The sequence below is a fragment of the Xanthomonas sp. NCPPB 3442 genome (assembly GCF_056725145.1).
In genome coordinates, this window is record NZ_CM161514.1 from 3079567 (window position 1) to 3092119 (window position 12553).

At 62.4% G+C, this 12553-nt stretch carries 7 protein-coding genes; 3 read left to right on the plus strand and 4 right to left on the minus strand.

The window, feature by feature from the left end; all coding sequences use genetic code 11:
- The first annotated feature begins 11 nt into the window (after window positions 1-11).
- A complete protein-coding gene (locus AC1POX_RS13380) occupies window positions 12-344 on the plus strand; it encodes a hypothetical protein (RefSeq protein ID WP_372356258.1) in 333 nt (110 codons plus the stop codon).
- A 549-nt stretch (window positions 345-893) separates the two neighbouring features.
- Here AC1POX_RS13380 and AC1POX_RS13385 read toward each other — a convergent pair.
- A protein-coding gene (locus AC1POX_RS13385) for an IS3 family transposase (protein ID WP_372356259.1) occupies window positions 894-1996 on the minus strand; the annotation gives its coding sequence in 2 pieces (ribosomal slippage) (window positions 894-1738 and window positions 1738-1996; 1104 coding nt in all).
- Between the two features lie 282 nt (window positions 1997-2278).
- Between AC1POX_RS13385 and AC1POX_RS13390 the strand changes: the two genes are divergently transcribed.
- A protein-coding gene (locus AC1POX_RS13390) for an IS3-like element ISXca2 family transposase (protein WP_372356260.1) occupies window positions 2279-3387 on the plus strand; the annotation gives its coding sequence in 2 pieces (ribosomal slippage) (window positions 2279-2531 and window positions 2531-3387; 1110 coding nt in all).
- A gap of 107 nt (window positions 3388-3494) precedes the next feature.
- Window positions 3495-3890 carry a SymE family type I addiction module toxin gene (locus AC1POX_RS13395; protein ID WP_081029911.1) on the plus strand — a complete coding sequence of 132 codons (396 nt, stop codon included), beginning with the start codon at window positions 3495-3497 and terminating at the stop codon, window positions 3888-3890.
- A gap of 227 nt (window positions 3891-4117) precedes the next feature.
- On the opposite strand, the gene AC1POX_RS13400 is transcribed toward AC1POX_RS13395, so the two are convergent.
- The 3 genes from AC1POX_RS13400 to AC1POX_RS13410 form a co-directional block, all read right to left on the minus strand.
- On the minus strand, window positions 4118-6499 hold the full coding sequence (locus tag AC1POX_RS13400; protein ID WP_372356261.1) for a beta-L-arabinofuranosidase domain-containing protein: 2382 nt from the start codon (window positions 6497-6499) through the stop codon (window positions 4118-4120).
- A 146-nt stretch (window positions 6500-6645) separates the two neighbouring features.
- Window positions 6646-9540 carry a TonB-dependent receptor domain-containing protein gene (locus AC1POX_RS13405; RefSeq protein ID WP_372356262.1) on the minus strand — a complete coding sequence of 965 codons (2895 nt, stop codon included), beginning with the start codon at window positions 9538-9540 and terminating at the stop codon, window positions 6646-6648.
- Window positions 9541-10031: 491 nt separating this feature from the next.
- Entirely contained in the window at window positions 10032-12347 is a 2316-nt protein-coding gene (locus tag AC1POX_RS13410) for a S9 family peptidase (protein WP_372356263.1), read from the minus strand.
- Between the last annotated feature and the right edge of the window lie 206 nt (window positions 12348-12553).

The following is a 12553-nucleotide window of genomic DNA, read 5'->3' on the forward strand; positions in this document are numbered from 1 at the left end:
CTGCATATGTAATGGCATTAGCTGCGGCGGGTGGGGTCGGCACGCAGGGGTCCATGACGGGCTCACAAGTTGAGCTTAACGATTCGAACGGCGTGCCTGATCCTGAAATTTTTCGCGGTGCTTATTCGAAAGTAGGCTTCGGATCAATAGCATTTGGACTGGGTCATCAGGTCTATCAAAAAATTTCAATTGGGGGCGCAACTTCAACTTGGTTTAATTTTGGCAATGGTGCTGACTCAAGTGGGTGGAATCAATCTCAAGGCGGATTCGATGCAACGTTGTATGGTGTTGCGGCGGGCTTTACTGTGCTTCTAGAGCAAAAAAAATGTGAGTGCACCCAATGATGCCTTGGATTCAGATGGTTTTAGGGTTGATTGCAGTATGCCTGTTGGCTGTCGGGGGGCTGATTAGATCGGTATCATTTATGATCGCGCCAGAGAAAAAGCCCTTCAGATCCGTGTGGGATAAGAGGGGTTTTTACATTGCGATATCGGGAGCAACCTTGATGCTTGTGACGGTTTTAGCCTCAGATCTTTTTATTCACAAGAAGGTTTAGAGGTAGCGATTTATCACACTGCAACCTTATCTCGCCTACCCTGGAACATGCCGCAATGCGTTACCAGCCGCATAGGCGTGGCAGAACAAGCACTTTTCGCTACGCTACGACAGACTTTGACAATTTGCTTCGATGCGTACACGCCGTTACGAGTAGACCTACTCTGGCATCAGATCAGCTCTTATGCTCCTAAACCAAGCAGTTGACATTCCAAACAACCAGTAGCGACCTCTACCTCAGGGAGCGTAGAAACTCCTCTAGTAGCGGTACCCACCTCCGTCAAACTGGTGGGTTTTTTGTGCCTGCGACGTCCCCCCGCTCTGAGTAGCGGCCGGGTTTAGAGTCCGGAGTTGATGATATCGGTGTTGGCCAGCTGTTGGGCATACGCAGATGGCGTCATGCCGCCAATGGCCTTCTTGGGTCGCTCCTCGTTGTATTCGCGTCGCCAGCGTTCGATCTCGGTACGCGCATGCAGCAGGGTTGGGAACCAGTGCTCGTTGAGGCATTCGTCGCGCAGCCGGCCATTGAACGATTCGACGTAGGCGTTCTGGTTTGGCTTGCCAGGCTGGATCAGCCGTAACTGCACGCCACGCGCATGTGCCCAGGCCACCATCGCTTTGCCGCAAAACTCCTTGCCGTTATCTGTGCGGATCACCTGTGGCAAGCCGCGACTGTGCGCCAGCCGATCCAGCACGCGTGTCACGCCATGGCCCGAGATTGCGCGCTCCACCTCGATGGCGATCGCTTCGTGGGTTGCATCGTCCACGATCACCAGACACTTGATCACTCGGCCTTCGGCGCTGCGGTCGAACACGAAATCCATCGACCACACCTGATTGGCCTGCGATGGCCGCAGCAGCGGCTGACGCTCTCCTATCAGCACCTTTTTGCGCTTGCGGCGCCGGACCTGCAGCTGCTGCTCGCGGTACAACCGCTCCACACGCTTGTAGTTCACGATGCGTCCTTCCTGTCGTAATTTGAGATAGATCATCCCCACACCATAACGGCGATGGCGATGCGCCAACGCACAGATGCGTTCGCGCAGTTCGACGTTGCGATCTTCGCTCGGGCAATATCGCAGCGCACTGGCGCTCATGCCGATCACTGCCAACGCACGACGCTCGCTGGCACCACGCCCGATCCACTCGCGCACCAGCATGCGACGCGCCGGTGCGCTCACCACTTTTTTCGCAGTGCATCCTTGATCAGGTCGTTCTCGAACAGCTGCTCGGCCAGCAACTTCTTCAGCCGCGCGTTCTCGGACTCAAGGTCCTTGAGCCGCTTGGCATCGGGCACGCTCATCCCGCCGAACTTGCTGCGCCACAGATAATAGGAAGCCTCGCTGAAGCCATGCCGCCGGCACAGGTCCTTGATCGCCACACCGGCATCAGCTTCGCGCAGGAAGCCGATGATCTGTTCTTCAGAAAAACGCTTCTTCACGTCCAATCTCCTCGAGTTAGGGAATTGGACTCCAAACTGAGGTGCTACTCAAAATCGGGGGGGCGTCGCCTGCCTGCAGGTACAAACCGACGCGCTGCCTGCGTCGGGAGGGCGGCTAATACAACACTCCTTCGGGAGAAATACGCCCGCCGACTATGCACGGCTTCTAACCTCCCGACATCCCGTCGCCGGCCGACGACGGTGCCTGTGTCGACTCCCCGTAAACTTGATCCAGCCATAACTAGAGGTCTCCGGGCACACTAGCCATCAAGGAGACCACCAATGCGCAAGAGCAAGTTCACCGATAGCCAGATCGTCGCCACGCTGAAGCAGGTCGAGGGTGGCCGCCAAGTCAAGGATGTGTGTCGTGAGCTAGGGATTTCCGATGCGACGTACTACGTCTGGAAATCCAAGTACGGCGGCATGGAGGCCGCTGATGTGCAGCGCCTTCGCGACCTGGAGACCGAGCACAACAAGCTCAAACGCATGTACGCCGAGCTGGCGATGGAAAACCATGCATTGAAGGATGTCATCGCAAAAAAACTGTAGACCCGGCGCACAAGCGCCCGCTTCTGGCCTGGCTCATCGAGCAGCATGGCTGGAGCGAGCGCCGGGCCTGTTCGGTGGTTGGCGTGGCGCGCTCGACGATGCGCTATCAGCGTCGTCCCGATCGGGATGATGAGGTTATCGCGCTGTTGTCCGAGTTGGCCGAGCGTTTTCCTGAGCGTGGATTTGGAAAACTTTTTCAAATCATCCGCCGTCGCGGACATGTGTGGAACCACAAGAGGGTCTGGCGCGTGTATTGCCTGATGAAGCTCAATCAACGTCGTCGCAGCAGGCGCCGGGTACCGACGCGTCATCCACAGCCGCTGGCCTGCGGTGATCGCCCCAATGCTGGATGGTCGATCGACTTCATGTCCGATGCGTTATGGGACGGTCGGCGTTTTCGCACGTTCAATGTCATCGACGATTTCAGTCTGGAAGCCTTGGCGATCGAAGTGGACCTGAATCTTCCGGCCGCCCGCGTCATCCGCACGTTGGAACGCATCGCAGCTTGGCGCGGCTATCCGAACAAGCTACGTTTGGACAACGGGCCGGAATTTGTCGCGCTGGCCTTGTCCGAGTGGGCCGAGCGTAAGGGCATCGCCTTGGACTTCATTGAACCGGGGCGTCCGATGCAGAACGGTTTTATCGAACGCTTCAACGGCAGCTACAGGCGCGGCGTGCTGGACATGCATCTCGTCCGCACGCTGAGCGAGGTCCGCGAACAGACCGAACACTGGCTTGCCGACTACAACCAACAGATCCCGCACGACAGCCTGGGCGGACTAACGCCCGCTGAGTTCCGTGATCAACATCAACCGCAGACCTCTAGTTTTAGCTGGCATTGAATTGCGGGGAGTCGACACCTGTTCTTCGGAGGAGGCGTTGTCATGACAGATGCATCGGTATTGGCTGGTGGGCGTCGTCGCTCCGTGGTGCTGGCGGAGGTGAGGCGATGAGCCGGACGCCACCTTCAACCACCAAGCGATCCAAACCCGCCGCCGAGCGCCCCGCTACCGCGAGGCAGGCGGCCACGCCGGTAAAGGACACGCAGCCCATGCAGCTGGTGCCGTCGCCCACGTTCGATGCGGACAACCTCGCCTTCGACCGTCGCCACAGGCCTCGCGTGGACGATCTGCCGCCGCGGCCACCGCGCAAGGCACGCGCGCCCACGCGCTGCACGGTGGGCTATGCGTTCTACGATGCAGAGCCGGTCCGGCCGCACAGCCAACGGATTCCCAGCGTGCGCTTGCGCGGGCTGTGGCTGGAACGGTTGGGGTTTGCGGTTGGCTGCAAGCTGCGGATCACTGCGCGTAATGGCGAACTGGTGGTGACGGTGGCGGAGGATTAGCTCGCGAGTGAGTAATGCGGCCTTTCTGCACTGCTGAAACCGCACAGGGGGCTTCGCCGCCGTATCCTCACCCCGACCCCTCTCCCGCCGGGAGAGGGGCTTGATGGTGCATGCTTGAGTTCTTACGCGTAGGTGCGGGCGCGGTTTCTTCGCTCTGTGGTGCCATGCGCTCTGCAGAGGTCGCGCGAACACCTCGTCATACTTTCAAGATGCGCTAGCTGCAGCGCTCACGCCGACGCCGACGCCAACACCCAACACCCAAATGCAGGCCCTGCCGAATAACCGGTCTCCGGTTCGATGCGAATCTGCAGGGTGTCGCGACCGGCGACCGCTGCAGGCAAGGCGTAATCCACGTCGACGAACTCCAGGCCGCGGTTGCCGTCAAGGCGTTCGTTGGCGATGAGTTCGCCGTCGGCGAGGAGGCGGAAACGGCGGCGGGTTTCGTCGCCCCAGTAGCGCAGGCGCAGGATGCGGGCCTGGGCGGTATTGCGCAGGATGAAGGCCATGAAGCCGCCAGTACGCACGTCGCGGCCGGGCCGGCGGCGGTAGCTGAGCGGGTTGGAATTTTCCCCCTGCAGTGCATGCGCCTTCTCGGAGGCTTCATCGCCTAGCGCGATGCGATCGAGCGCGCGGGTGTCGAGTGCGTGTTGCCCCGCCGCTACTGCCGCCAGTTCGGTCTGGCGTTGCTGCCATGCGGCGGCGTCGCGGTGTTCCAGGTAGACCGCGCTGCGGCGGTCGAACTGGGCGTAGAACGGGGACAACTGCCACTGCTGCACGCCATCGTTGTAGACGAAGGCTGTCTTGCCCGGCACCGGTTGCAGGCGTTGCAGGATGTCCTGCCCCCCGATCAATGCCGGGGTCTTGCCCGACCAGGGCTTGGAGGCATCGCCCAGATCCACGGCAAGCACCAGCGGCCCGCGCAGCACCGAGACCCAGGCGGGATCGTCCGAGGTCGCTTCCAGGCGCAGCGGCATGTCGAACGCCAGGCTCAGGGTGTCGCCGCGCTGCCAGACGCGCGTGATGCGCAGATAGCCATCGCTGGCGGCGGTATCGACAGGCTGACCATTGAGTTGCAGGCGCGGCTGTTGCGCCCAACCTGGCACGCGCAGTGCGAGGGTGCGTTGCTCGGCCGGCGCGGCATCGATGCGCAGCGAGGCGCTGCCCTGCTCTGGCAAGGCGCTGTGCAAAGTCATGTCCAGGCCGGCAGCATCGTGCACCATGGAGGGCACATACAAATTGACGTAGACGCCCTGCCCGTCCTGCCAGTAGATGGAATCGCCGAATTGCGCGTGCGCTTCCATGCCGCTACCAACGCAGCACCAGAAATCATCGAACGGCGACGACCAGCCACGCGCTTCGCCGGCCAGCAACGGCGTCATATACGTAAACATGCCGGTGCGTGGGTGCTGCTGCGCCATCACGTGATTGAGCAAGGTGCGCTCGTAGTAGTCGAACAACTCAGCCTGCGGGCCCCACTGATACAGGTGACGGGTGAGCTTGAGCATGTTGTAGCTGGCGCAATGCTCGCAGGTCTGCTCGGTGAGGAACTTTGAAATGCTGTCCGGCTGCTGGAAATATTCGCGATCGCCATTGCCACCGATGACATAGGTGTGGTGGTCGGTGACGGTGTGCCAGAAGAAGCGCGCTGCGGCACCGGATGCGGCATCGCCGGTGACTTCGTACTCGCGCGCCAGGCCGATCAGTTTGGGGATATTGGTATTGGAATGCTGGTGGGCCAGCTCGTCGCGCTGGGCGACCAACGGGTCGAGCACGGCGTGGTGATGCAGGCGCTGCGCCAGCGCCAACCATTGCGCATCATTGGTTCGCACATGCAGTTCGACGAACGATTCGTTGAGGCCGCCGAATTCGCACGACAGCACTTTTTGCAATTGCGCCTCGTCTAGCGCGGAGAAGATGCCTTGCAGGTATCCAGCCAAGCTCACCGCCACCTGCAGCGCTTGCGCGTTATCGCAATGCGCATGCACGTCGAGCAGGCCGGCGAACAATTTGTGCCACGTGTACAGCGGTGCCCAGCTGCCGTTGAGATAGAACGGTGCCGGGTCGATCTTGCCGCGTTTGAGCTCGTCGAAGACCGCGCGCCCGCTTTCGATCTGCCCGGCTGCGTTCTTGCGCGTAAAGCCGGCCACGTAGCCATCGCCGGCATGCGCCTGGCAGCGCGCCAGTTCGCTGACGATATAGGCTGCGCGCGTGCGGCATTGCGCGTCGCCAGTTTGTGCGTGCATCAGTGCCAGCGCACTGAGATAGTGGCCGAGCGTATGCCCGGCGATGGTGTCCGCTTCCCAACCGCCATAGGCTGGCGCCTTCGGGTCGAGGCCGGCATACAGCACGAAGTTGTGCAACAGCCGGTCCGGCTGCAGCCGCATCAGATAGCGCCTGTTGGTGTGCAGCGCATCCAGGAACAGCGACGGCGTGAGCCTGACCTGGGCAAGCGGCACCGCGCGCACGCTGCCCGGTTGCGCAGCGCTGGCCTGGGCTGGAAAGCGCAGGAAGCCGGCGGCTACCGCCAGGCTGCTCCAGGCCAGAAAGCGCCGCCGCGACAACGACGGCGTGTGGTTGCAGGTCGATTCGCCTAGGTGTGCTTCCGCCATGGGATCAGCTTAGCTCCTGATGGCGCGCAGGCATGCGCGCAGGGTCGCAACAACATGATCGCCGCTGCGCTGGCAATGCTGGCGTGACGTGGCGTCTGCACAACCGGCCGCAATCGGCCACGCAGCGCAGCGAGACACCAGCGCACTCAGAACTTCACCGTCGCGCGTGCCCAGTAAAAGCGGCCGAGCAGATCGTAAGTGGCCACGTCGGTGTTCGCATTGCCCACATTGTTGGCGTAGTACAGCGGCGGCTGCTTGTTGGCGATGTTGTCCACGCCGACCTCAAAGCGCGTATGCCATGGCTCGACGTTATAGCCAAGCTGCAGGTTGTTGTAGACGTAGGCACCGATATTGCGCACCACGGTCGGTTCGCTGGAATCGGCCGACAGGCTCTGGTCCGGATCCGAGTTGCCGATGGCGGTATGCCCCACATAACGGATGCGCCAGGTGGCGCTCCAGTCATCCAATGCCCAGCTGACCGTGCCCAGTGCGCGCCAGCGTGGGAAGTTGCCGTAGGCCTGGGTGTAGCGGCCTACGTTGTGGATGGTGACCGAGCTGGGGTCGGTGGTGTCGGGCAACACGTCGTAACGGGTGAGATAGGTGCCGTTGAGGCCGGCGGTGACATTGCCCCATGCCATGGCAGGCAAGCGGTAGGTCAGGTTGAAGTCCATGCCCTTGGCCCACAGCTTGCCCAGATTGACGGTGGGCTCGGCGATGTAATTGATGGTGCCGTTGCCGTTGCGATGGATCAACGCGCAGAACGCGCTGGCCGAGTTGGCGAAGCATTGATTCAGCACCGTCTGCGCCGACACCGTGGTGATGGTGTCTTCCAGATCGATGCGCCACCAGTCCGCACTCAACGACAGGCCGTCGATCCACTGCGGGTCGTACACAAATCCGACGTCGTAGGACTTACCGGTTTCCGGCTTGAGCTGGTAGCCGGCGACTGCCGCGCCGGAGACCTTGCCCGACACCTGCCCGTCCGATTGCTGGTAGCTACCATCGGTGGGCACATTGGCGCAGGCCACCGTGTTGCCGCCGGTGTAGCCGTTACACGGGTCGTTGACGGTGGCCGCGTCGCCGGCCACGCCGGCATACAGCTCGTTGATGTTGGGTGCGCGAAACACTTGCGAGACGGTGCCGCGCAACAACAGGTTTTCGACGGGGCGGTATTCCAGCGACAGCTTGCTATTGGTCTTGCTGCCCACCGAGCTGTAGTCGGAAAAGCGCGTGCCCACGGTGATGTTCAGCGCATTGATGCCGGGCAGATCCTTGAGCAGCGGGAACAGCGCTTCGGCATAGGCCTCCTTGACATCGAAACTGCCGCTCAAGCTGGACGAGCAGAATTCGATGACCCCGCACAGGCCGTTTTCATCGCCGGTCCAGAGCGGGTCCGAGGCGGTGGTGGAGCGTTCCTTGCGGTACGAAATGCCAGCCGCCAGACTGGCCTCGCCCGCCGGCAACTCGAACAATGTGCCGTTGGCATTGGCTTCGAATTGCTTGACCGTGTACACGCTGGTGACAATGGGGTTGACCACCATGCCCTGCAACGTGGCCAGGTTGGCGCTGTCGTTGAGGTTGAAGAAATTCAACGGCGTACAGCCGGCAATCGCTGCACCCGCGCTGCCGCACTTGACCACGCCATCGCTATCCAGAAACGAGGGACCGATGGCCTGATTGAACGCGGCATAGTCGAGAAAGCCGTTGTTGATCGACTTCTGCTTGACCTTGCCGTAATTGAACGTGGCATCCCACTGCCAGGAGCTGTCGCCGAAACGGCCGCGCAGACCCGGGCTGATCTGGAAGTTGTAGGTGTTGTATTGGTAGCGGCGGTTGCCCAACACGGTGGCGCGCGTATTGAGGTCGTTGTAGGAGGTGCCGGTGGTGCGATCGGTGCCGAAATTGACGCCGAACGGGTTGTAATAGCTCTGCGCCGACACCAGGATGTTGTCGCCGTTGGAAAAGATCGGAATCGGCGCAATGATCGAGGCCGATTCGGTTTTACTGAACCAGGTATTGACGTAGCCCTCGACGCTGTCGCTGAAGCGATACGTGCCCAGCAGGAAGGCATTCGTGCGTTTTTGCGGGGTCTGCAACAGGTTGAACGGCTGGTAGTTGTAGGAATCTGCAGCAGCGTTATAACAGTGGAAATCGCCAGGACTCGCCCGCCCGCTGACGCCGCTGTTGAGGGTGACGCGCCCGCAACCATTGGATTGTGCGAGCAGCTGCGATTGATCCGAGCCATCGTTGAAGTTCACCGTGCCGGTGGGCGTGGCCGAGGAGCCCTGCTTCACCGGTTGACCATTGGTCAGCGCGAGCGCGTCCTTGGAGTAATCGCGCGCCGCTGCCGAGACGGCATCGATGTTGTGATACGAGAGGCCGCCGATCAGGCTGCCGCGCTCCCAGGTCTTGCCGGCGGTCAAGGTGAAGTTGCGGCGGTTGCCATCGCCTTCGCTGCTGGTGCCGAAGTCGCTGCTGAACTGCACGCCATCAAAGCGCGAGCGCAGGATGAAGTTGACCACGCCACCGATCGCATCGGAGCCGTACACCGCAGATGCACCGTCGCTGAGCACCTCGATGCGTTCGATCATGCTGGAAGGAATGGCGTTGACGTCGTTGTAAGCCAGGCGGATACCATTGACCAGCACCAGCGTGCGCTTGTCGCCCAGGCCGCGCAGCGAGATCGCCGAGGCGCCGGTGCCGCCGCCGTTGTTGGTATACGGGTTGGTCGCATTGCCGGCGATGGACGGCAGTTCCTGCAACAGATCGCCCACGGTCGCCTTGCCAGTGGCAGCGATCTGCTCCTGGCTGACGGTAACCACCGGGTTGGCGGTCTCGGTATCCACCCGGCGCAAACGCGAGCCGGTGACCACCACGCTGTCCAGCGTCTTCGTCGCATCGCCACCGGCAGCTTGCTGCGCAGCCACCGGCGCAACCGAACCTGCCGACAGCGCCAGCAACAGCGCGATGGTGAGCATGCTCGGCAACGGCCGCGTGGTGGCGCTGGTCGTGCGGGTCAGAGGCAACGGCAACATCGGCATGCAAGGCTCCTGAGTGTGACGAAAGACAAACCGTGGGCAATACCTGCCCGTGCCGGCGTACAGCGGCGCAGGGCGACGTAGATGGCAGACGCACTCTGCAACAAACCGCTGGCACGGTCGTGTTGCAGAGGCGCAGACAACGTGCGACGCAGGCGACCGAACAGTCGCGCAGCAACGCGTGTTACCGGAAAGGTGGTGCATTCCACACTGGATGCGCTTATGCGCTCCAGTTTTCATCAGCTGGTCACAATGTGCCTGTGCGCAGACGCCACGTCTTGTCGCATTTGGCGAACGCGCATGCGGAAAACAGCATGGTTCGCAACTGAACGATCACGTGTGGCGGCATGAGCGCGCTCGAGCCCGCACGCATTGGCACCGCTTGCGGCGATGGGAGTGCAGATGAAGCTGACAACGATCGATGCGCGGACGGGGGCATTGGGCCCGATGTGCCGCGCACGTCAACTCGCTGCACGCGACCGGCAGCGCGCGCATCACCGCACCGATGCGGCCGGCGCTGCGACGTTGCGATTCCACTCCGGCGTTGGTGCCTGCTGCATCCAGCGCAGGAAGAAATCCAGCAGGCGGCGCCTGCCGTAGTCGCCACCGGCACCGTGATCGCCGCCCGGCACGACCAGCAGATCGAAATCCTTGCCAGCCTTGATCAGGCGGTCGGCCACCTGGAAGGTACTGGCCGGGTCGACATTCATGTCCATGTCGCCGGTGACCAGCAACAGATGCCCCTGCAGGCGCGCGGCGTTCTCCACGTTCGACGATGCGGCGTACCACCGGCCGACCGGCCAGCCCATCCACTGTTCGTTCCACCAGATCTTGTCCATGCGGTTGTCATGGCAGCCGGAATTGGCCACACCCGCCACATAGAACTCCGGATGAAACAGCAGCGCCCCCAACGCGTTCTGCCCGCCTGCCGAGGTGCCGTACACACCGACACCGCCGCCGATGTCGTACCACGGGTAGTGCGCCGCGGCTGCCTTGTGCCAGGCGATACGATCCGGCAACCCGGCGTCCTTGAGGTTGCGCCAGGCCACATCGTGGAAGGCGCGCGAGCGGTTGTTGGTGCCCATGCCATCGATGGACGCTACCGCAAACCCCATCCCGGTGAGCGATGGTGTGGCGGTGGTAAAGCTCTTGGGAACGAACGAGCCCTGCGGTCCGGCATAGATGTCTTCGACGACCCGGTAGCGCTGCTGCGGATCGAGCTGCTGCGGGCGATGGATGACGCCCCAGATCTCGGTCCTGCCGTCGCGCCCGGTGGTGTGAAACGGCAGTGGCGCCTGCCACCCTGCCGCCAGCAGGCGGGTCAGGTCGGTGCGCTCCACCGTGCGTGCCAGGCTGCCATCTGCGCTGCGCCGCAACTCCAGCACCGGGCCCAGATCCACGCGCGAGTAAAGATCCAGTAGCCAGGTTCCATCCGGCGAATAGCGCACCTCATGATCGGCAGCCAGCGGCGTCAATGCGGTAAGCCCGCGGCCATCCAGCCCGATGCGATAGGCATGGCGATAGTACGGGTCCTCGCCGGGCTGCATACCCGAGGCGGTGAAATACACCTGCCCCGCTGCTTGGTCGATGCGATCGAGCTTGCGCACCACCCAGTCGCCACGGGTGACCTGGCGGATCACCTCGCCGTTGTGGCCGTCGTACAGATACAGATGCTCCCAGCCATCGCGCTCGGATGCCCACACGATCTGCGCGCCATCGTCCAGATCCTGGCGCGCGTGCTTGCCGCCGGTCTCATGCTCGCCACTGAGCTCGGAGTATTCGATGAAGGTGGGCGATGTCTCTTCGATCAGCGTGCGCGCGGCGGCTGTGCGTGCATCCACCTCGATCACCCGGTACAGCTGGTGACCGCGTGCGTTGTATTCGAAGGTGAAACCGCGGCTGTCCTTCCACCAGACCATTTCGCTCAAGGTGAAGGCATTGGGCAGCAAGGTCATCGCCACCGGATGCGCTGCGTGCGTGGCGAGATCGAACAAGACCGGCTGCATCACCGGCAACGCATCGCCTGGCTTGGGGTAGACCTGCTGATGCAACTTCGGCTGCACCTGATCGGTGGGCGCCGACTCGATGTAATAGACCATGCGCGGCGGCGGTGCCTTGACCCGATATGCCGCCAGATGCTGCGAATCCGGCGACCACACCACGCTGTCGAGTGCGTAGTAGTCATCCGTGCTGCCGTCGTGGCTGAGCACGCTGCGCTCGTGACTGCCAACCGGCGCGATGACCAGATTGCCCTGCTCCACCCAGGCACGCCAGCGGCCATCCGGCGATGTCCTCGCCTGGCGTTCGCCCTGCTTGAGCGGCAGGCGCATGTCCATCGATTCGGCCGGCAGGTCGCGTTCGGGCAGGTGCGCGCAGCGATAGCGCAGCAAATCGCATTGCCAGCCCAGTTTCGCCAACTGGAAACTCAGGCGCTGCCGTTCCAGGGTGGGCTCGTCAAGCTGCAGTCGCGCTGCGTCCACCGCCTTGGCACCGGCCTGCGTCAATGCTGCGGCCAGCCGCGCGTGATCGAAGGCCAGTGTGTTGCGGCCACTGGCCGCCTCCACCAGGCGGTATTCGATCGCCGGCTGCTGCGCGCTGCGCGCCACTCCACGCCGATAGAGAAAATGCCCGGCATCCACCCACACCGGCGCCGTAGGCTGCCGGTCCACCAGCGAGGCGTAGTGATCGGACAAGCCCATGGCCTGCGTGTACTGCGCCGGCGTGGGAGCGGAGAGTGGCGCCGCAGTCACCGGCACGATGTGCGCCAGTGCGAGAGACACGCACCAGATTGCGATGGTGCGTAAGCGCATGGAAGGGATGTGTGGCACCTGTGACCTCACCGAAGGTTCGAGAAGACAGCGTGGCGTTGATGGACGATGGCTGGGCCGCTGACTGCAATCGCTGCGCAGACACACACCAGGGACGGTGCGGCAGGCCGTCGGGTAGAGCAGACGCGACGGCTGCACGCGTGCGCCACATCTCCTGGCCATGCGTGGTCATTCACGTCAGCGCGACT

What these genes read in the sequence shown, in the direction of transcription:
- AC1POX_RS13405 (WP_372356262.1), bottom strand. Translation starts at nt 9,540, where the DNA reads ATGCCGATGTTGCCGTTGCCTCTGACCCGCACGACCAGCGCCACCACG.
- AC1POX_RS13395 (WP_081029911.1), top strand. Translation starts at nt 3,495, where the DNA reads ATGAGCCGGACGCCACCTTCAACCACCAAGCGATCCAAACCCGCCGCC.
- AC1POX_RS13400 (WP_372356261.1), bottom strand. Translation starts at nt 6,499, where the DNA reads ATGGCGGAAGCACACCTAGGCGAATCGACCTGCAACCACACGCCGTCG.
- AC1POX_RS13380 (WP_372356258.1), top strand. Translation starts at nt 12, where the DNA reads ATGGCATTAGCTGCGGCGGGTGGGGTCGGCACGCAGGGGTCCATGACG.
- AC1POX_RS13410 (WP_372356263.1), bottom strand. Translation starts at nt 12,347, where the DNA reads ATGCGCTTACGCACCATCGCAATCTGGTGCGTGTCTCTCGCACTGGCG.